The sequence below is a fragment of the Streptomyces wedmorensis genome (genome assembly GCF_000716445.1).
In the GTDB taxonomy this organism is placed as follows: Bacteria; Actinomycetota; Actinomycetes; order Streptomycetales; family Streptomycetaceae; genus Streptomyces; species Streptomyces wedmorensis.
Map to the genome: position 1 here is coordinate 37,694 of NZ_JNWK01000009.1, position 20,732 is coordinate 58,425.

The 20,732-nt window shown below is 73.5% G+C and carries 13 protein-coding genes and 1 pseudogene; 6 read left to right on the forward strand and 8 right to left on the reverse strand.

From position 1 onward, the window contains the following. Window positions 1–309 precede the first annotated feature (309 nt). A complete protein-coding gene (locus OO54_RS09730) occupies window positions 310–1,536 on the forward strand; it encodes a neprosin family prolyl endopeptidase (protein WP_033202450.1) in 1,227 nt (408 codons plus the stop codon). After that, entirely contained in the window at window positions 1,523–1,834 is a 312-nt protein-coding gene (locus tag OO54_RS09735) for a hypothetical protein (protein WP_033202451.1), read from the forward strand. The genes OO54_RS09730 and OO54_RS09735 overlap by 14 nt, the downstream gene beginning before the upstream one ends. On the opposite strand, the gene OO54_RS09740 is transcribed toward OO54_RS09735, so the two are convergent. The 8 genes from OO54_RS09740 to OO54_RS45770 form a co-directional block, all read right to left on the reverse strand. After that, window positions 1,801–3,237 carry an Ig-like domain-containing protein gene (locus OO54_RS09740; protein WP_033202452.1) on the reverse strand — a complete coding sequence of 479 codons (1,437 nt, stop codon included), beginning with the start codon at window positions 3,235–3,237 and terminating at the stop codon, window positions 1,801–1,803. The genes OO54_RS09735 and OO54_RS09740 overlap by 34 nt on opposite strands. Window positions 3,238–3,272: 35 nt before the next feature. Beyond that, window positions 3,273–4,256: a WD40 repeat domain-containing protein gene (locus OO54_RS09745; protein WP_234439542.1), complete on the reverse strand. Its 984-nt coding sequence runs from the start codon at window positions 4,254–4,256 to the stop codon at window positions 3,273–3,275. Window positions 4,257–4,357: 101 nt separating this feature from the next. Next, complete coding sequence (locus OO54_RS09750; RefSeq protein WP_033202454.1) at window positions 4,358–6,079, reverse strand: hypothetical protein; 1,722 nt, start codon at window positions 6,077–6,079, stop codon at window positions 4,358–4,360. Window positions 6,080–6,081: 2 nt separating this feature from the next. Further along, window positions 6,082–10,725, reverse strand: coding sequence for a hypothetical protein (locus OO54_RS09755; protein ID WP_033202455.1), 4,644 nt, complete (start codon window positions 10,723–10,725; stop codon window positions 6,082–6,084). A 14-nt stretch (window positions 10,726–10,739) separates the two neighbouring features. Further along, window positions 10,740–14,279, reverse strand: a complete 3,540-nt coding sequence (locus OO54_RS09760) for a hypothetical protein (RefSeq protein WP_033202456.1) — start codon at window positions 14,277–14,279, stop codon at window positions 10,740–10,742. Continuing rightward, the gene (locus OO54_RS09765) at window positions 14,276–16,948 is read right to left on the reverse strand and encodes a DUF6603 domain-containing protein (RefSeq protein ID WP_033202457.1); all 2,673 of its coding nucleotides are present in this window, start codon (window positions 16,946–16,948) and stop codon (window positions 14,276–14,278) included. Before OO54_RS09765 ends, OO54_RS09760 begins: the two co-directional genes overlap by 4 nt. A gap of 244 nt (window positions 16,949–17,192) precedes the next feature. Then, the gene (locus OO54_RS09770; protein WP_033202458.1) at window positions 17,193–18,263 is read right to left on the reverse strand and encodes a ferritin-like domain-containing protein; all 1,071 of its coding nucleotides are present in this window, start codon (window positions 18,261–18,263) and stop codon (window positions 17,193–17,195) included. A gap of 71 nt (window positions 18,264–18,334) precedes the next feature. Further along, entirely contained in the window at window positions 18,335–18,496 is a 162-nt protein-coding gene (locus tag OO54_RS45770; RefSeq protein ID WP_157856446.1) for a hypothetical protein, read from the reverse strand. Between the two features lie 288 nt (window positions 18,497–18,784). On the opposite strand from OO54_RS45770, the pseudogene OO54_RS47235 reads away from it, so the two are divergent. The 4 genes and pseudogenes from OO54_RS47235 to OO54_RS47245 all read left to right on the forward strand — a co-directional run. Further along, a pseudogene (locus OO54_RS47235) lies at window positions 18,785–19,221 on the forward strand (cupin domain-containing protein); the annotation flags it as partial. 198 nt (window positions 19,222–19,419) lie between these two features. Then, on the forward strand, window positions 19,420–19,755 hold the full coding sequence (locus tag OO54_RS47240; protein ID WP_245236718.1) for a helix-turn-helix transcriptional regulator: 336 nt from the start codon (window positions 19,420–19,422) through the stop codon (window positions 19,753–19,755). A 134-nt stretch (window positions 19,756–19,889) separates the two neighbouring features. Further along, the gene (locus OO54_RS09780; protein ID WP_033202459.1) at window positions 19,890–20,249 is read left to right on the forward strand and encodes a hypothetical protein; all 360 of its coding nucleotides are present in this window, start codon (window positions 19,890–19,892) and stop codon (window positions 20,247–20,249) included. Window positions 20,250–20,468: 219 nt separating this feature from the next. Next, window positions 20,469–20,657 carry a hypothetical protein gene (locus tag OO54_RS47245; protein ID WP_033202460.1) on the forward strand — a complete coding sequence of 63 codons (189 nt, stop codon included), beginning with the start codon at window positions 20,469–20,471 and terminating at the stop codon, window positions 20,655–20,657. Window positions 20,658–20,732 lie beyond the last annotated feature (75 nt).

Below are 20,732 nucleotides of genomic sequence, written 5' to 3' on the forward strand. Positions count from 1 at the left end.
CGATGTCACCCGACCCGGCATCCGGCGGGCCGCGGCCGGCTCGGCCGGGAGGGGTCGAGCTGCGCCGACTCCCGTGTGGGGGCACGATGGAGATACCGGGGCCGATGCGGCCGCGACACCGTCGCCCGCATCCGACGTCAAGAGGTTCCATGACCGGTGACGCACACGAACCCCCTGTCCTCGCACCATCATCCGCGACGTCGACGGCGTGGTCGGGATCTCGCTCTTCCACGGGGGCGGCGGCGTGTTGAATCCCGGTCACGTCGTCGGCGTCCCGGGGTCCCTCGCGAAGCCCTGAAGGAGGGAACCATGGAATTCGGCAGGATCGAACGCAACCCGGAGTCGCCGAAGTCGGCGCCGCCACCGCGAGCGGGCCGGGATCTGGACCGCGAGGCCGCGGAGCAGCTGGACGAGATCCGGCAGTACTTCAAGGACCTGTACGCGCGACGCGATGTGGTGGCACGCACCACGACCCCGTACGGGGAGGACCTCGACTGGGTCCCCAGCGAGGCCGATGCCGAGCCACCGGAGCTCGATTACCCGAGGGACTCCGGTCCCGGCGACCGTCCCGCTTTGCCCCAGCCCTTCGAGGTGGCCGCCGGCAGCGGCCAGACGGGCCCTCCCGGCACGGTCCCGATGGTGCACAAGCAGCTGGACAGCATCACCGCCGCCGGCACGCTCCAGGACTACCTCGCCAAAGGGACGCGCGCGAAGCTCGTGACACCGCCCGACGATCCCGGCATCGCGCCCCGAGCCGTCTCCCCGCACAAGTACGCGCACACCATCCAGCAGGTCACGAACTACGGGACGGAAGGCGTCATCAACACCTGGCGGCCCTACGTCGAGTGGTCGGACGAGTTCTCCCTCGGGCAGGAGTGGGTGGTGCGGGGCAGCTTCGCGCCGGGCACGACCGACGGGCAGACCGTCGAAGTGGGCACGCAGACCTACCAGGGCCTCTACGGGGACTGGTATCCGCACCTGTTCATCTTCTACACGACCAACAACTACACGGCCAGCGGCCCGAAGAAGGGCGGCTACAACACCGACGTGCTCGGCTGGAAGCAGAAGTCGACCACGGTCTACCCGACCATACGCCTCGCGGAGAGCGTGTTCGACGGGAACCAGTACGAACTCGCCATCAAGGTCACGCTCTTCGCCGGCAACTGGTGGGTCCGGATAGGCAACGAGTGGATGGGGTACTACCCCGCCGGCGGCCCCGACGGACTGTTCAACGCAGCGGGGCTGCTCAACCAGGCCCAGTCCATCGACTGGGGCGGTGAGGTCGTCGACGAGGTCAGCCACCCCGGGCCGACGAAAACCTGGATGGGCAGCGGCTACTTCCCCTACCACGGCTGGCGCCGCGCGGCCTACATGCGCAACCTGGCCTATCAGTCCGACACCGCCGGGTCGATGGTCAACATGCAGGGCTACATCCACGAGACCAACCCGAACGCCTACCGGATCACGACCGACTTCTCCGGTGCGACGACCTGGGGCTCGAACTGCTACTGGGGAGGTCCGGGTGGAGTCGAGTGACCTTCCGGCCGAGGACGACCGGCCCGAGGTGATCCCCTCCGAGGCCGATCCGGACGTCGAGTGCGTCCGGATCGACCGGGCGGGCGGGGCGGTGGAGCCGCCGCCCTACCCGCCCACGCAGGACCAGGGCGCCCCGCCGGGGCGGGGCGTGCGGCTCTGCCCCGACGGGTACGTGCCCCGGCGCCGCCGCCGCGACTACACCCTGGACGGCAAACGGGTCGTCACCGACGCCCCGGCGACCCGCAATCCCGACGAGCCGCCGCCTCACGGGGCGGCGGCGTCGCCCCCGTCCCCCTGAGACACCGGGAGAACGCTCCGGGACGCCGTGGGAACCCCGGCGGAGTCGGAGGAGACGGTCACGCCGCACGGACCGTGGTCGTCGTCGCCCTCGTACGAGACGACGATCCCGGCCCCGTCCACCGGCGGGTGCGGCGTACGCAGCGTCGCCATGCCCACCTCGTCCAGGAGGGCCGTGCCGAGCACCCGGCCGTCCGTGCTGAAGGTGACGGCGCCGCGCGGCGGGGGACCGCCGGGGACGGTCGCCGTGACCCGTACCGTCAGCGTCGTGGGCGATCCCGTGACCAGGGCCGGCCGAGCGGCGAAGGAGCGGGACGCCGAAGGCTCGATGGCGAAGGAGCCGTCCCGGGCGATCCCGAAGGCGCTGCACAGGCCGTGCGCGGTCCGCGCGAGGTAGCCCGTCGCCGGGGCGAGGACGGCCGTCAGCTCGCGGGGGGTCTGCGGCAGGGAGTCCAGGGCCGTGACGCCGAGGAGGTCGCCGTCCGCCCGGACCGCCGAAAGCACCACCGGAAACCCGCCCACGACCAGCGTGTCCGTGCCGCGTCCGGCCAGGAAGGGGTCGCAGGACTCCTCGTAGTCGACGGTGCCGTCGGACCGGACGGTGTACGCGAGGTCGGCGGTCACCCCGGGACTCGCCTGGAGGAGGTACCCGGACGCCGGCAGCAGCGTGAGCCGGTGCGTCGAGGTGCGGGCCAGGGAGCCCGTGCCGGTGACGGACGCGCCGACGGGCAGTAGACCGTGGGAGAGCCCGCGGCCGTCGACGGTGATCGTGTGCCCGTGGACCGTCAGGGTGTGCCCGGAGGCGTCGGCGAAGCCGGCCGCCTCCGGGTCGAGCCGGACCCGGCCGTCCGGCGGGACGGAGAAGCGGAGGCCGCCGTCGGCGGTGCCTGCCGAGGCCCGCAGCCGGTAGCCGTAGGCGGGCAGCAGACGCAGTTCGTGAACCCGGTCCGGCGTGAGGGGTTCCGCGTCCGGCAGTTCCGGTACGAGGGGATGGTCGAGAGCCAGGGCGTCGATGGCGACGGGTACGCCGCGCACGGTCAGCCGCCGTCCGCCGCGGCCGTCGAGGAACGCGTCGAACTCCGGGTCGAAGTCGAGCGTGCCGTCCTCTCGTACGTCGAAGGTGACGGCGGCCGTGGCGGAATCGGCCGGCCGCAGCAGATAGCCCGTACGTGGCGGGAGCGACACCTCGGGCGGCGGGTCGGCCGCCCCGTCGAGGAACCGCGTCCCGGGCCGGGCGCCGTATCCGGAACGGGACGCGTGCCCATCCCCGTCCACGTACCCGGGTACGGCTCCCGCCACGGACCCGGACCCGGACCCGGACCCGGACCCGGACCCGGTGTCGGAGACCGCGACCGCGACCAGAGGGAACGTCAGCTGTGAGGTGTCGATGGTGATGGCCGGCATCGGCTCTTCCGATCGGTCGTCGGTGGGGAAGGGGGTCAGGACGGTGTCGTGCCGGTGATCTCCAGGCGCGGTACGAGGTCGATGCGGGTCTCCTTCCGGGCCGACCTGGTGGGCTCTCCCGTGACGCGCGCCCAGCGCCGGATCCTCGCGTCCCAGCCGCAGGTGACGAGCTCGGACTCGTCCCGCGTCGCCGCGATCGACGGCACGCCCCAGCCGTGCGCCGCGACGGGGGCGCCGATCCGCTGTCCCGTGCGGTCCCAGCGGTGCAGGAGGCCGTGGGCGCTGCCCGCCGCGATCTCGCCGTCGCGCGTGAGCAGCACCGACCAGACGGCCGAGTCGAGGACCAGCGGGGGGCCGACCGGCCGTCCCGAGCCGAGGTCCCAGCGGCGCACGGTGCCGTCCCGGCCGCCGGAGGCGGCGATTCGCCCGTCGGGGGCGGTCGCCAGCGCCTGGACCGGACCGCTGTGGCCGACGAGCGGCTCGCCGACCGGGGTGCCGTCCGCCCGGTTCCAGCGCCGTACGGTGCCGTCCTGACCGGCCGTGACGACGAGCTCCTCGTCGGCGGCGAGCGCGACCGCCCGTACCGTACCCGCGTGCCCCGTCAGGGGTTCGCCGAGCTGGGAGCCGGCCGCCCGGTCCCAGCGGCGCACCGTGCCGTCCTGGGAGGCGGAGACGAGTTCCCGCCCGTCACGGGTGACGGCGAGGCCGCGGATGCGGCTCCGATGGCCGGTGAGGGGCTCGCCCAGGGGGGTGCCGTTCACCCGGTTCCAGCGGCGCAGGACGCCGTCGCCGCCGCCGATGACGATCTCGTGGTCGTCGGGGGTGAGCAGCATCGCGTAGACGGTCCGCGTGTGCACCTGGACCGGGGCGGAGACGGGTTTTCCGAGGAGCCTGTCCCACCGGTGGACGTACCCGATGAAGTCCACCCCGACGATCTCGGTGTCGTCCGAGGTGAGGTCGAGGACCATCAGCTCCCTGGGCGTGGTGATCTCGCCCGCCGAGCGGGTCGTGCTCCTCACGGCGACGGCTTCGCGCCGCGGGCGGTCGCCGCGCCGGTGTTCGCTCCCTCTGCCCGGCATGCCCGTCCCGGTGTGTGCGTTCGTCCTGGCTTCCGTGTTCATCACGACCCCTTCGGCGGTACGGCCCCGTCGAACGCGAGGGCGCTGGACGCCTCGCCCCGGCCGGCCCGGACGCGCCGGCCGACCCACTGGTAGATGCGGCCGTCCTCGCCGCGGGCCACGACCGGCACGCGGCTGACGGTCACTCCTGAGCGCGGGACCTCCTCCTCGCGGAAGAACACCCGCTTCACCTTCGGTTCGAGGACCTGCCCGGCCGCCTTGAGCTGTGGCAACCGGTCGCCGTGCGCGTCGAAACGGGGGATCTGCCCGCGCCGCAGGCAGACGGCCGCCGAGTCCTCCTCCAACGGCACCGGCACCAGGGGGATCCAGTACGGCGGCACCGGTGTCAGGAGGCGGTAGGCGAGCGCCGTCGGGTCGGCGGGCGGGACCTGCGGCGTGTCGTCCGGCGGCTCGTCGGCCCGGACCCGCGGTCGGCCGGTGGCGCTCTGCACGACCCGCTCGATCGCGAAGCCCAGGTTGGCCATCTCGTCGCGGGCGAACAGGACTTCCTCGACGGGGGCGCCTTCGAGACGGGCGGAGGCGGTCGGCAGCAGCGGCAGGAGCGGCGGCGCCGCCGCTCCGGTCGCGGCGTCCGTGAGACGGAACACCGACCAGTGGTCGTCGTCGGCCGCCTTGACCGGAATCGTCTCCTCGAAGGTGTCGACGACCGTGAGGGAGGCGATCCGGTGCAGCGCGCCCGTGGCCAGCTCCACCGGGACGATCCAGTGGTCGTTCCCGTAGACGTTCGCGAACTCGACGACGAGCAGCCGGGCCAGGTCCGGCACGCCCGCGCCGATGTCGGGCAGGTTGACGGCGGAGTCCTCGAACTCCCACCAGCGTTCGGCCGGCATGCCGGGGTACGTGACCCGGGTGGGCAGCACACCCACCGGTGTGCCGCCGACCGGGGCGGGGAGCGCGCCGCCGCCCAGGTCGAGGTCGAAGTGGTACGTGTCGGCGGTGCCGCCGGTGTACTCGGGCGCGGTCAGCGTCACCGTCCGGCCGCCGGGCTTGGCGGTGACGGCGAAGCGGTGCTCCAGCCGCTCCCGTGCCCAGCTCGACGTCACCGGTGGCCGGTACCGCTCCCCGTACCAGGCCAGCCAGAGTGCGGCCGCCTTGTCGAAGGCGGTCCGTTGGGAGGCCGTGAGCCCCGGCGGCCGCCAGCCGTCCGCCAGATGGCCGGCGAGCGCGGCCCCGTCGGGGGCCCGGCCCGCGAGGATCTCGCGCAGGCCCTGCCCGGCCGGGTCGCGGCGCAGCGGGTCCTCCTCCGGAACGTCTCCGGGCACGGGCAACGGCGCCCTGTCGAGGACCTCCTCGTCGATGTCGTCCAGGACGGAGGAGGGCAGGTTCACCGTGCGGAGGGTGGCGAGGAACCGTGCGCCGGCCCGGGCGGCGGCGCGGAGCGTGAGCTCCCCCGCGCTCTCGCCCGGCGCCGCCCCGGCCTCCGCGAGGAACTCCAGCGGCATGCCCTTCGACAGGGCCACCGCCGTGCCGTCGGAGGCCGGACGGAAGGAGTCGAGCGGGGTGCTCTCGGTGCTGAGGGTGCACCAGACGGGCGATCCGCCGTCCTCGCCCGCGAACTCGGCGACCTGCCACTGCCGGGCCAGCAGGAACAGCGGGTCGGCGACCCGCGCCGCGAGCGCGTCGTCGAGCTGACCGCCCGTACCGCTCGGCCTGACCACCGGTTCCACGCGGTGGAACTGGCCGAAGTGCATGACATCGAACACCGTCAGGACTCCTTGTCGGTCAGCAGCTTGACGAGGGACCCCAGCTCGGCCCGCTTCATGAGGTCCTTCATGTTCACGGAGGGCGCCGAAGGCAGCGCCGTGTCCGGCAGGTAGGCCGCGGGCAGGTAACGCCCCAGCCAGCCCAGCGCGTCGAGGTCGACGAGCCGCAGCTTGGCCAGGTCGAGGGCCTCGACGACGGTGGCGGCCAGCACGTCGGGCGTCCAGGCCGCGCCCACCTCGGGCGGTACGGCGAGCAGGACGGCCTGCGGGGCGCGCGCCCCCGGCGCGTCGTAGTGGAAGGTGGCGCCCGCCGTGTGTCGTTGCGCCGGGATCAGTTCCGACCACTCGTCGACGACGAGGACGGCCGCCCGGTGTGTCGCGAACGGCTTGGCGGGCCCGTGCACCACCAGTCCCGTCGCCGGCGCCTTCTCGTCGTCGGCGGTCCTGTGCGCGCCGACCCAGCGGTCGCCCTGCGCGAACGGGACCTGACCGATCCGCAGTTCGTGGCCCGCCCCGGTCCCGGCGGCCTGGGTGTGCATGAGGAGGTCCGCCAGGGCGCCGGCGCCGGGCCGGACCATGCCCATCTGCTCCACCCAGTCGCCCGGGACGAGCCGGGCGTCGCCGCCCCGGTCGAGGCCGGACCCGAACGAGGCGTCCAGCGCGTCGCCCTCCGGTGCGCGCGAGAGGCTCACGGCCCGGAACCCGGAGCCGAACACGGCCTCCAGGACCGCGGCCGAGGCCCCGGGGTCCGTGCGCTTCGCCAGCTCGTCGGCTTGGCCGAGCCGCTCCCGCCCCTTGCGCAGCGCGCCCGCCAACTGGTCCTGGAGCTCCGCTGCGGAGCCCGACGGAGGGCCGGTCACCCCGTAGGCGGCGAGCGCCTCCAGGTCCTCGGCCGCGTGTGCGGCCCGCAGGCCGTCGCGCGCGGTGTCCGCCCGCTGCTTCAGCTCCTGGTCGACGGCCGACTGCGGCGGGTTGTGGGCCGCGGCCAGATCGCCCTCCGTGCCCGCCCTGCCGGAGCTGAGCACGGCGGTCACCGCCGCGGCCAGCGCCTCGACCTGGGCGATGCCCACGGTGGTACGGGGCCAGGCGGCGGCCCGGGCGGTGCGCAGCTGCGGCAGGGCGTCCTCGGGCACGTTCGCCGGCCGCTCGTAGGTCAGCGCGTGCTCCAGGACGGCCCGCAGCCGGCCCGCCGACGCGAGCGCCACCACGTCCAGGGCGCAGTACCGCGCGAGCGGCCAGGCGTGCTCGGTGACCGTGGCCGACCCGTCTCCGGCGGTCTGGCCGGGCCGCAGCCAGGCGGCCCGCAGCCGGATCCGGGCCGTCGGCCCCAACTGGTGTCCGGCCCACGCGTCGAGCCGGGGTTCGGCCAGCGCGCGGGGCCGGGCGGTCTGCTGCGCGCCGTCCCAGCCCGCGGCCCTGGCGGTGCCCTCCGGTACGACGACGAGGACGCGGTGGCCGACCGGGATGCCGCGCCGCGGGGTGTCGAGGACCTGCGGCCGGGGCGGCGGCTGTCCGCCCGCCGCCAGGGACTCCATGGTGGCGGCCGCCCGGTCGTGGCTGCCGTTGGCCAGCTGGTGGACGCTCTCGGCGAGGAGCAGGTCCGCCACGGCGTCGAGGTCGTCCCGCAGGGCCGTGAGGTGCCGCCGTACGGTGGACTGCTCCGCGGAGGACATCGGCGTGGTCCCCGCCTGCGTCTTGAGGTAGTCGATGACGATCTGCTCCGGCACCTCGGCGAGGCGCGCGCCGTCGGTCACGTCGTGCGGGCCGATGAACCCCTGCGCTCCGTCGCCGGGATGCTGCGCGCTCTGCACCGACCACTTGGCGCGCAGCGGTGCGATGAACCGGTCCAGCTCGCGGAGCCCGCCGGTGGTCTCGCGCTCGTCGTGCAGGCGCCGTTCGAGCCGGTAGCCGAGGAGCGCGCCCAGCGGCTGGCCCTGCGCCATGCCGTCGACGACGGTCATCGCCACGCGCATCCGGCGCGAGGACAGGTCGACGGCGAAGGCCCCGGGGTCGGTCGGGTGCGACAGGGCGCCGCTGCGCAGGATGGCCGCGGTCGCCGCCTGCGGGATCGAGGGCGCGAGCACCCACCCCCTGCTGCGCCGGCCGGGGTGCCGCGACAGGTTCTCCACCCAGCCGTACGCGCCCAGTTGCACACCGGCCGGACGCCGCTTCCGCAGCGCGTGCAGCCGGGCGGTGGCGAGGGAGGTGATCCATGCGTCGAGGCGGTGCGACACGAGGTCGAGGGACTCGCCGAGGAGCCGCTCGACCGGCCCGAAGGCGTCCCCGCGCTTGTCCCACGCCTTCACCCGCCCGGCGAGGTACTGGAGGGCCGCGTCCATCTCCGCGAGCCGTACGCTCCACGGGCGTTCGGTGCCCAGGAGGGCGAAGACGCCCCGGCTGTTGACCGCCGCGTCCGAGACCCGCCCGGCCAGGGACAGCCGGGCCTCGACGATGGCCTCGGACACCGTCGGACCCCGGTCGGTCCCGGTCCCGTCGCCGTCCGCGCCGCCGACCGCTCCTGCCGGTGACTGCATGATCTTGCCCAGAGTGAACGGCGTCGCCTTGAGCCCCGCCGAACTGATCGTCTGCAGCGCCGTGTCGGGGTTGAGCAGCACCTCGGCGAAGCGCAGCCGGGGCCGGAACACCAGCGGGTCCTTCGCCCCGGCGGCGGCGCGCCCGTACTCCAGGTTGGCGCTGTGCCGCAGCAGTGCCTCCAGGAGCGTGCGGGCCTCCGCCTTGCCGACCATCAGCCTGCGCAGCTCGAAGCGTTCGACGACGCGGTCCAGGAAGCCGGCGAGCTCGGCCACCGGATCCTGGCCCTCGGGCAGGTGCGGTCGCGCGTACGGCAGCCAGAGCCGGGTGGCCCGGCCGTTGACGTGATGGGTGATGCGGGGCCGGTAGCGGATGCCGAGGGCCTCGTTGAGGGCCCGTGAGTGCAGGTCCTCCGGCGTGCTCGCCATGCACTGCTCGCCGCCGCCGAAGTGCGAGCCGAGGATGCCGAGGCCGAGGTCGCCGAAGCAGGCGAGCATGCCGCCCTGGACCTTCCGCACCGACACCGTGCCGGAGACCGGCGCCATGCCGAGGGCCCGTAGCACGTCCCTCTCGGGCTTGGCCAGGGGGAGGGTGTCGTCGTCCTGGTCGGGTCCGTCGACCCGGGGCAGCGTGCCGACGCCCACCTCCCAGAACGGGCGCAGGACCCCGAGGACGCGGTGGAGCCCCGCGAGGCCGGGCGGTTCGTGCGCGGCGGTGTCGGCCCGCCAGCGCGCGGTCGCGGTGACCGGCAGCAGCCCGTACGGCTGCCTGCCGACCCGCAGGACCGGCAGCGGGCCCCTGGCCCGGACGTGGTCGTGGTGATGGACCCGCAGCCACTCCCGGTCGACGTCGAGCTGCCCGCCTCCCTTGTCCTGGTCCATCAGCTCGTCGAGGAAGAAGTCCCCGGTGGCGCTCCACAGGGCGAGTTGCAGGTTGCGCGCGTCGGCCTGTTCCGGGTCGTCGGCGCCGGGGAGCGCGTCGAGGCCGCCGGGCGGCAGGCCGAGGGCGGCGGCGGTGCGCCTGCCGTTGTCCCACCCGTCGGCCGGGGCGGTCGGGACGGCGCCGAGGAGCCGGTCGACGTCGGGCGGCGCGGGATGCGGGGACCCGGCGTCCGGGAGGTTGTTGGTCGGCGTGCCCTGCGGCACGAACGCCGCCTCGCCGTCACCGTCCCGGCCCGACAGGAGGCCGGCGACGCGGGCCGCCGCCTCCTCGGGGGCGAGCGAGGCAGAGACGCCGAACACGACCACACGGGTCAGCAGCGGTTTCCGGTCCGCCGCGTACCCGTTCTCGGGGCGCAGCGGCACGGTGATCGCGAGCCCGTTCTCCACCGCGGTGTCGTACTGCTTCAGCCAGAGCAGCGCCGGATCGAGGTGCGGTCCGCCCGCCGCGGGCTCGGCGTCCGGGTCGGGACCGACGTGGACGACGTCGGGCACCGGCTTGCCGGGTTCCTCGGCGACCAGCCGGTCGCCCTGGTAGGCCCGTACGACGAACATGTCCGGCAGCGTCGAGGCGGTCGCCGCCCGGTTCCAGCCGCGGCCCCGGACCGGCACCTCGGGCCACGACGGCTCCGGCACCGTCCCGGTGTCGGGCACGGGCAACGGCGGCCGGGTGTCCGAGACCGGCTTCAGGAGCCGGACCAGCCACCGGGCCCGCCGGGCGCCGACAGCCCCCGCCAACTGGCCCCAGGCGGCGAGCAGCAGCCGCTCGCGGTCCCCGGCCGCGTTGTCGGCACGGCCCGCCCGCCAGACGGTCCGCCAGTACCGCCGGGCCTGCTGGACCTCGCCGTCGGTGGGGTGCGGCTCGTGCGACTCGATGTGGATGTCATCGGGGAAGATGCGGACGAGCAGCCGGTGGGACGCCGGGTCGTCCAGGCAGAGCCGCGTCTCCAGCCGTACCGGCAGCAGCATCAGCGGCACCTCGGGGTCCACCTGGCGCAGCAGCGGGGCGAAACCCTCGTCGGCGAGGGCGCGCAGCTCCGCGTCGACGGCGCGCCGCGCGGTGCCGAGGCGGGCGAAGGCGGCCTTGCGTTCGTCGTCGGTGGCTCCGGCGCCGAGCAGGGCGCGGTGCTCCTCGGCCTCGGCCACGTCCTGGCGCAGCGCGCCGAGATCTCTCATCGGATGTTCTCTCCTCACGGGGCCATGAGCCGTTTGGCGGGCAGGATGACCCTGACGGGCTGCTGGAAGCACTGGCGGGCCGTCCCGGCCGCGCTCCTGCCCCAGACCAGGCCGCCGTACGAGACGTTGGGCCGTAGGGTTCCCGGCGCGTGGGTCGCGGCCAGGAAGGCGTCCTTGGAGTCGAAGAGGTGACTCCATTTCAGGTCGTTCCAGTCGTTCGCCTCACCGGGAGTGTTCGGCGGGGTGTACGGGCCGCCCCAGGCGCCGGGGGGCGGCGTGGTGGAGAGCGCCTCGGGGTCGGGGTCGTCGAGTCCGAACCGGGGTTCGGTGGGCTGCTCCGCGATGACGAAGCACCAGGGCGACGCGTTGAGTTCGGTTTCGGTGAGCTTGAAGCCCACCATGGTGGTGTCGGCGTCCAGACCGCCGCGGAAGATGGGGTGCCGGGCGCCGTTCTCGTCGGGTTCCGTGCCGATCAGCGGAGCCGCGTAGATGATCGCGCCGGGGTAGCGGCGGAGCAGGGCGCTGCGCAGCAGCAGGACCACCCGGTCGGGCGGGCCGGTGAGGTGCGCGCCCAGCGGGAGCTCGCGCTTCCACGTGTCCAGCGACTCGTGGTCCGTCCCGTACCCCCAGAACGAGGCGAAGTAGGTGCCGCGCTGGTCGGTGGGGTACTCGCGCCAGCGCAGCTCGCGGGCGAACTCGTGGTTGAGACCGACCATGTACGAGGCCACGAAGGGCGGGTTGGTGACGGCGAGGACCGCCGTGTCGGCGGGGATGTGTTCGAGGCCGCCGAAGAGCCACTCGTTGGACTGTTCGGACAGCGGCGGCCACATGGGGTCGGGGAAGACGGGCGCCCACTGCACCGGTGCTTGCGGGTCGGTGCCCGCGGGCCGATCGACCCGGGAGGCCACCACCGCGGGCACCGTCACCGACGGGTCCGTCAGGGCCACGATGCCGTTCTGCGAGGTCCCGGTCGGGAAGGGTTCCCGGTGCGGGATCGGCGGGGCGTCCGACGGGCCGAGGACCCGGTCGTGCGCCGAGACGACCATGTCCTTGACGTTCCCGGGACTCGCGTCGAGCACGGCGGGGGCGGGCAGCCGGTCCTGCTGGCCGCCGAGCAGTCCGCCGCCGGTGAAGACGTCCAGGGGCAGGGTGCCGGTGGCGTGCCAGCGGTCGACGAGGTCCTTGAGCTGCCCCGGCTCCCAGGGGTCCTGCCCGCCGGTGCCCTCGGCCGCGACGAGGATCTCGCCGTAGCAGTCCGCGCTCCACTCACCGCCGACGCTGCTGGGGGTGTCCCAGTCCCAGTCGCCCGGACACGTACCCCGGAAGGTTCCGTGGTGGGTGTCGGAGCTCCAGGTCCCGGTGAACACGCCGTCGGACGACGAGTTCCAGGGGTCCCAGGTGCCGGTGCACACCCCGCGCCACACGCCGCGCTCCTCGCCGGACTCCCAGGTGCCGGTGTAGAGGGCGAGCCAGGTGGGGTCCGTGCCGCCGGCGCCCGCGTTGTTGCTCCACGTGCCGTGGAAGGCGCCCTTCCACGTGCCCGACCGGTCGGGACCGACCCGCAAGGTGCCCGAACAGGTGCCCCGCCAGCCGCCGGCCGGCTCGCCCCTGCCGCCGTTGACGGTGTCCCACGGCCCGGTCCAGGAGCCGGTGAACCGCCCCGGCGCCGCCCCGGTGCCCACCGCCCCGGTGAACAGGTCGAGTCCCGCCGGGCCGGTCCGTTCGGTGGGGAAGACCAGGTTGCCGTGCTGGTCGATCCTCGTCCTGGCCAGGAAGTTCTCGGGCGCCTCCGCCTCGGGCAGGGCGCCGAGCCGGAAGGACCGGTTGAGTCCGGCGGCGGGGAGCGGTGACGTGGCGGCCAGCTGTTCGGTGGTGACGTCGCGCAGCCGGGAGCGCGCGGTCGCGTCGGCCGCCACCTGCCGCCAGGCGTCCGGCGCGCCGTCCTCGGGCGCGAACACCTTCCGTACGGCGGCGAGCCGCTCCGCGGCGACGACGTCCTCGGGCGCGACGCGGAAGGCCACCGTGCCGTCCGGGTCGCGGCGGGGCACGGCGAGTCCGGTGGGGGAGGCCGCGACCGAGCTCAGCACCGTCGCGAACGGCGGCTCCGGGTCGTCCGCCGTCCGCCCCGCGAGCAGGCCCACCCGCCGGCTGAGGACGCCCATGGGGCGTACCGTGCGGTGGAACACCGTGGTGGCCATGGCGTTCGGCAGGAGGCTCGCCCGGACCGACGACCACAGGGTGGTGTCCGCGGCCAGGGAGATCCGGCTCTGCAGCGGCGTCGCGAGGCGAAGGACCTCGTCGGCGGAGAGCGGCTTCACGTGCCGCAGGTGCAGGCGGCCGGAGACCAGCCGCGCGAACCGGGCCAGGTCGAGGAACCGGTTGGCCGCCTGTACGTCCACGAGCTGGCGCCACGCGGAGGCCATGAGGGCCTCCTGGTCGGCCTGCACGGTCCGGGCGCCGAGCCCCGCCACGACCCGCCACCGCGGGTCCAGGTTGAGGGTGTCGAGCCAGCCCGTCGAGGCCGGGTCGGCGCCCTTGCGCAGGGCGTGGAAGCCTCCGTACAGCGGGGGCAGGACGTCCGGGTCCTCGTCGCCGGTGCCGTCGCCGATCGGGACCAGCGCCTTCGCGAGGCGCTGCTGCCACTGGGCGCTCTGCGGGCCGGTGGGCCACGGGTCGCGGGGCAGGTTGCCGGGGGCCCGCAGGGCGCTCTCCACCTCCTGGACGACGGGTCCGGGGCCGGTCGCGAAGAGGCCGGGGCGGCTGACGTCGAGGGGCCGGCGGCCGGCGCGCGGAGGAAACGGGCGGGCCTTGAGCCGTGCCGCGAGGGTCTCGAAGTCCCCGGCCTCGCCGGTCGAGAAGACCCAGGAGAAGTAGACGGGCAGTTCGCACCGGGCGGTCGGGCTCGGGTCCCACGCGGGGGCGAGGGTGGCGTCCTTGGTGTCCTTGCCGAGTCCGGCGAGCTTGCCGGCCAGGAAGGAGGGGACCAGGCAGGCGGTGTACGTGGTGTGCGGTTCCAGCTTGCGGGGCGCGAGGAGCCGGGAGACCGACCGCCGCGGGTCGTCCTCGTGGCCGGGGAGGGTCTGGGCGTGCGCCCACAGGTGCAGGGTCGTCGGATCGGGCAGCTCGCTGCCCATGACTTCGAGGACCGGCAGCGGCACGCCGGGTCTGCGCTGCGGCCGCCCCTTGGAAGTGGGCACGCAGACGAGGCTCAGCCAGGGGCGCAGCTCGCCCGCGTCACCGGCGCGCAGCGGGGTGAACAGCCAGGGCATCTCGCTGCGTTCGAACTCCACCAGCGGGAACTTGGTGGGCTCCGCGTCCGGTGTGCCGGGCATCGGGAAGACCCGCACGATCTCCTTGGGGTCGAGCGCCCGGACGTCCCCGGGGCCGTACACCTGGAGCGCGGGCACCGGGACCGGCCGGCCGGGCGGGCCATTGACGTGCGCGGTGGCCGCGAGCGATCCCCGTACGGGGGTGGTACGGGACAGGTCGTCGGCGTCGGTGAGACAGGCGGCCGCGCCGTCCCGGTCCCAGGACGCGAACGTGTACACGGTCATGGCCTCACCTCGTAGGCGGGCACGACCTGGAGGAGCCCCGACCGGCCCGTGACGGTCTTCAGTTGGGCTGCGGCTTCGGTGAACGTGTTCTTGGGGTGATGGACGGGGGCCGCCTTCAGCGTCTGGCGGCTGGCGATCGCGTACATGCGTTCCTTCAGCACCGGTGCGCGCACGGTCTTGGCGTAACGGGTGCTCAACTCGTGGACGAGGCTGCGGCCGACGGCACCGTACGGGAGGGCGGCCAGGAGTGCCGCGTCGGTGATCAGCCAGGGAGAGGCGGGGGCCGTACCGCCCAGCCACTTGGTCTCGTACTCGACCGGCACCGTGGTCCGGGGGGCGTTGTCCGAGGTGGGCGGCGGGGTCAGCTCGGCGCCGGAGCGGAACCGCTCGAACGCGGGCTGGGTGAGCTTCTGATCGTCCGTGAGGTCGAAGAAGTCGGCCCGCGCGAAGTCCTCCGTGACCGGTTTCGAGACCCCGGCCCCGGTGGGGAACGTGACGTCCACGTCGAACTTGGTCGGCTTGGGCAGTCTGCCCGGCCCGAACCGGGTCACCTCGATCCCCAGCGGCACCGTGCGCTGGCTGAACCGCACCCGCCCCAGGGGATGCAGGAGACGGCCGGCGGCCACGCCGTCGGCGCGCAGCGAGACCATCGTGCGCGCGTCGTCCGGCAGGACCGGCTCCCAGCTGCGGGGATCGTCCAGGACCCGTTCCAGGGCCCGGCGCACGTCCGGCGGCGGCGGGGCGACCGCCGTGCCGGTGCAGTTCCAGTGTTCGTCGAAGGGGAAGCTGACGTCGAAGAAGAGGAAGGACACGCTGGCGCGTCCGGCGATGTGCCAGCACGGCGTCGGACCGTCCACGTGGACGCGCAGCCCGACGGAGCACAGCGTCGCCCCGGCGACGCGGAGCGCGAACGAGCCGCCGAGGTCGAGCATCACGCCGAAGCTCGGCTCCCAGCGCACCAGCGCGTCGAACGAGAGCCGCCCGGACACGCCGGTGCTCCTCGTCCCGATGACGGCGGACAGCTCCGCGCCGGCCTGGACGGTGCCGGGGGTGAGGGCGAAGTAGCCGGTGAAGACCACCTTCAGGAACGGGCTGTCCGCGATCGGGATCGTCAGGCGCTTCGGTGTCGGGAAACCCGCGGGAGGGGTGTAGCGGGGGTGGAATCCGCCGGCGCTGAGGATGAACGTCGCGTCCTGGCCCGACTTGGCCCGCAGGGCGAGACCCCCGTCCACCGAGGAGGTCAGCAGCCGGGACCCGGCCAGGTTCGCGTTGATCTCGACCAGTCCGTTGGCGGCGTCGACGACGCCCGCGACCGAGGCCCGCAGGTCGATCACCGGCGCCTGTGGGGCCGGCAGCGCGACCCGCAGCCGGCCGAGGATGCCGACCACCCCGCTGGGCAGTTCGAGCACCACACCGATGTCGGCCGTGACGAACGAGACCGGACGGCCCCAGCCGATGCGGAACATCGGCCCGACGACCGTGCTCCCCGCCCGCGCGGGGAAGACCGTCCCCATGGTGGTCAGGATGCGCGGCGCCGCCGCCGCGGCGTCCGCGGGGAAGAGCAGGTCGTCCAGGTGACCGGACTGCACGACCGTGGCCAGGCCGGCCCGGTCCAGCGCGCGGCCGATGCCGACCAGACCGCCGACGGCGTTGAGGGTGAAGGCGAGGCCCAGTTCGATGGCCGGGGTGAACTCGGCGCTCAGCGCCACGAGCACCGACGGCGGGCGGGGCTGCAGGATGCCGAACGCCTTGACCTCGACGAGGCCCAGGCTGAGCGAGAGCGCGCCTCGGCACTGCCCGTCGTGCTCGCCGAGGAACCCGCCGCCCTTCGCCGGGCCGAGCGCCAGGGTGAGTCCGATCCCCTTCGGCGGCACCACCGTCGGCGTGTACCCGCCGGCCGTCGGACGGATCTCGAGCCCCACCCCGTCGACCGTCGCGTCCGCGACGCCGAGCAGGGAGGCACGGAAGGAGGAGGTGAGCTGGAGCCCGCCGTCGCGCGCGGCCAGGTACAGCGAGGGCGCGCGCAGCCCGGCGGGGGCCCGGTCCAGGGGCAGGGCGATGCCCTTGCCGTTGCTGCCGCCTTCGAGCCGCAGCCCGCTCCTGTCGAGGTGGACGCCCAGACTCCCCTTGAGGGAGAGGCCGCCGGGGGCGAGGAGTTTCAGCAGCTCGTGGTCCACGAGCGCGAGCTCCATGCCGTCGGCCCGGAACGCGAGGGTGGAGTCGTCGGGTACGGCGGTGGGCAGGGCGAGCACGAGACTGATCCCGTCCCGTACGGCGAGTCCTGGCACCAGGTCGAGCGCGTCGCTCAGCCTGAAAGTGACGTTCAGCACCGGGGGAAGGGTGGTGCCGAGCGCCTGTACCTCGGTGGGGCCGGCACGGAGGACGTCCGCGATGGCGAGCGACCAGTTCGGCGCGGCCCGCGTCGCGCCTCGCGCCGCGGTCCGCAGCAGGTCGACGAGGACCGGCCACAGGTCCCCCGGCGCCGCCCCGCTCGGCACCGCGAGCCGAGCGAGCAGTGCCTCCGGGGTGAGCGCGTCGGTGGGCAGTCCGAGCGCCTGTGCCAGGCGCTTCGGACGCTCGGTGGCGGGAAGCCCCGCGAGGTCCGGGAGCAGGAGGACGAGCCCGTCGCGGATGTCGGTGGCCAGCTGTGGCAGGGGGGCGGCTGCCATCAGCGGGCCCGGGAGGGATGGGGGACGTTCATCGGATCGTCGCCGTTCTCCGCCCGCGGGCACGCAAGGGGCCCCTGCCGGGCGGATGGGGGATCGGAACGCGTCCGACGCTAACCCCGGACACGGAGCCGGGCGCGGTCGCGAACCGCCCGGGGCGCCGAACCGGTGTCCTTTTCACCCGCGCGGCAGGGGCGCGCGCAAAGCCTGCGGGGGGCGTGCGCCGGCTCCCGCGAGCGCGACCCCCTCACGGGGCCACGTAGCGGAACTCCGGTCCGTAGGTGGCGCCGCCGGCGCCGGGGACCGGGCGTGCCATCAGCCGTGTCGCGGGGTCCCGCAACGAGGACATCTGCCCCACCGCGACCCACAGCAGGTCCTCCGCCTGGGACGCGTCGGTCTCCTGCCACGGCTTTTCCAGCGCGCGCAGCAGGTCACTGTAGGCCTGGTTGAACTCGTCGAGGATCTGGATCGTCTCGGCGTCCGGTGCGGAGGGTCCCGTCCGGGGCCAGCCCCCTTCGGGCACGACCCCCATGGGCAGGGCCGTGGGCACCTCGATCCTGTCTCCCTTGAACTCCCACCTTCCGCTCTCCGGGTTCTTCCTCAACTTGCGCTCGTGGAAGATCTCCCGGAAGGCGTAGAAATGGGCGCGCTCTCCCGCCGCCCCCGGATACGGGTTCTCGGGCGAGGCGGACGTGCCCTCGCCCTGTTCCTTGATCACGTCGATGGCCGACTCGACGGCGGCGAGCGTGTCGAGGGGCACGACGTCGTTCCCCTCACCGTGATGAGGCATGCGCAGGGTCAGCTGCCGTTTCCCGGTGATCCGCTCCGGGTGCGCGCGGAACGCTTCCAGGAGCGCGGTGTAGAAGGCCCCGATCGACGTGTGCTCCGCCACGGCCCGCACGAGCGGGTGGTCCGGTTCCTCGATGCGGGAGTACATGTCCACCGCATCCTTCGACAGCCCGCTGAGGAATACGGAGAGTTCGGGCCGCACACCTCCCGGAAGCGGGCCGGGGTACCTCGGCACCACCGTCTCGTCGGCCAGCAGGGGAGTCCCGCCCAGCGTGGTGACCAGGTTGCACGCCAGACCGAAGTGCGACATCTCGTCGAAGACGATCTCGCGCAGGGTGTCGACGACGGTGCCGTCCCCGGTCGAGGCGTCGATCGACCACAAGCCGCACAGATACGGGGGGAGCGTGGCGAGTTCCAGCAGGACCGCCTGCTGTGCGGCTTCCCGCATCCAGTCGGTGTCACGCCGCTCCGCGGGCTGCTCCATCAGTTCGACGATGCGGTTGCTCCGGGCATACAGAAGCGCGTTCACCACCGGTCTCCTTCCGGACGAATCCCACCTGGTTCCAGGGTCGGCGCGCGCAGCGGGTGCCGGAAGGCCCGTCAGTGCCGCAGGGCCTCGCTCGGATCGCCCTCGGCGAGGTGGCGGACGAGCCGTTGCGCGTTCCCGCGGACCTCGACGGTCTCACGGTCGGACTCCGGCCGGAACCGACCGATCTGCCGCAGGCGGGCGGGGTGAGGCGGGAGGGAGGAAGAGGGGCTCATCTGCCGTCCTGCGGGGTGTTCCCGACACCGGGATCTCGCTCTTCACCACCACCATCCATGGTAGGACGACGGATGGCCGACGGCGCGCCGCGGCGACCCGGTGTGCGGTCGGTTCCCGCATGCCGCCTGCCGGCATCACGACCCCGTGGCAGCCGCATGCGCCTGATAATCGATCACGGGCGCGGCGAGGCGAGAGGGGATCGCATGGGTTTGCCGGCTTCGCCGGATGCCGTCGGGGCGGGCGAGGACGGGTTCGACTGGTTCTGCGAGACGGTGTCCAGCACTGTCATGCCCGTCACGCTCAGCACCCGGAACCCGGCCGACTTCCGGGCGAGCATGACGGACCTGGATCTCGGGGTGGTGCGGCTGTCCGCCGTGGCCTGCTCGCCGGTGCTCTCGCGCCGCACCTCGACTCACGTCCGGCGTGACGATCCCGAGCGCTTGCACCTGGGACTCGTCACTCGAGGTGAGGTGCGGATCTCCCAGCACGGCAACGAATCGGTGGTCGCGGGGGAATCGTGCTCACAAACACCTCACGACCGAGCGAGGGGGTGTGCGCAGAGGAGCGGATCGAGACGGTGGTCATGCAGATCCCCCGTCAGGCGCTGGGACTGAGCCCCGACCGGGTGGACCGGCTCCTCGCGCGGAACTTGGCCACGGACGTGGGGTCAGGGGCGATCCTCGCGGACTTCCTGAAGACGCTGCTCGCACGAGGGCCGCAATGTCGCCCGGAGGAGCTGCGCGGAATGGGGTCCGTCGCTCTCGACCTGGCCACGGCGTTTCTCGCGCGGCGGTTCGGTGACCCCGGCGAGGCGCCTGCCGAGGCGCGTGCGCAGGAGGCGCTGCAGCGGATCTACCGCTTCGTCGAGAGCGATCCCGGCGACCCGGGCCTGACGCCGGAGGTGATCGCCGATCGGCACAACATGTCCGTGCGGGGTCTCCACCGCCTGTTCGGCGACCAGCCCCTGACCGTCGCCGCACACATCCGCCAGAGCCGGCTGGAGCACGCCCAGACCGACCTCGCGTGCGAGGAACTGAGCGGCCAGCCCGTTCAGGCGATAGCGGCCCGCTGGGGCTTCTCCAGCGCGACCGGCTTCAGCCGGGCGTTCCGCGAAGCCTTCGGGGTCACCCCTTCCGAGCACCGTGCGCTCTCCCTGGCCGGCCCGCGGCACGCAGAGGACAGGAACCCGGCACGCCATGCACACCACCGGGCGCCGCTCCGGCCTACATTTTCCGCTGGAGACAGCGCCACAGCGTGAACGGTGCCATGGGACAACAACCCGGCCCGACGCCCGGCGTGCCATCGACAGTGGCACCGGCCTGTGACAGCCGCGTCTCCGTGCCCCTCGCCGTCCTGCGAGGAGGCGTCCGAGATCCAACTCATGGGGGAAGAATGAACGTGCGCAAGAAGGTCGCCACCACTGTCGGGGCCGCTGCCCTGGCCTTCGCCGGCGTGCTGGGCTCCGCGGGCCAGTCGTTCGCCGGATCGAACGGCCAGCAGCTCCACTTCCACGACACCAGCACCGTCGTCTACTCCATCCGCGTCGAGGGCTACAACCAGAACGGCGAGTCGGTGTCGGGCTGCTTCAGCACGCCGACCAAGGACACCTGGATCGGCGGCTGGTGGTGGAAGGGGGAGGTCAGGGTCACCTTCTACAAGACCAACTCCTGCTCCTTCGCCACGTACTACGACGACACGATCGTGTGGGTCCCCACCGAGCAGAGCGGCGACTGGACGACCGTCTACTCCTGACCCCGCCCTCCGCTCCCTCGCCGTTCAACGGCCGTCATCTCGGCATGGATCGAAACGAGGAACACTCATGATTCGACGCACTTCGGCGATGCTCGTCGCCGCGGCATCCCTGTTCACCGCGGGAGTCGCCATGGCCGCGCCCGCGCAGGCGGCCTCCTGCACCCCCGACAACGCCTGTCTCTACTCGGACTCCGACTCAGCTCGCTCGACAACTGGGACGTGGACACCAGGGTCTCGGTGTACTACCACTCCCAGTGGCAGGGGCCCTGCTTCAAGATCGCGAACTACGGCTCCGTGACCAATTTCGCCTACATCACCCTGAGCAGCGGCAAGAACGCCAATGACGTGATGGCCTCGCACCGCTTCGGCAACCACTGCTCGGGCACCGTCTACGACTCCGGCTCATGACCGTGGCGGGGCGGAGGCCGATTCCGCCCCACCGCAGCACGTCAACCGACCCTCAACGGCCGTCATCTCGGCATG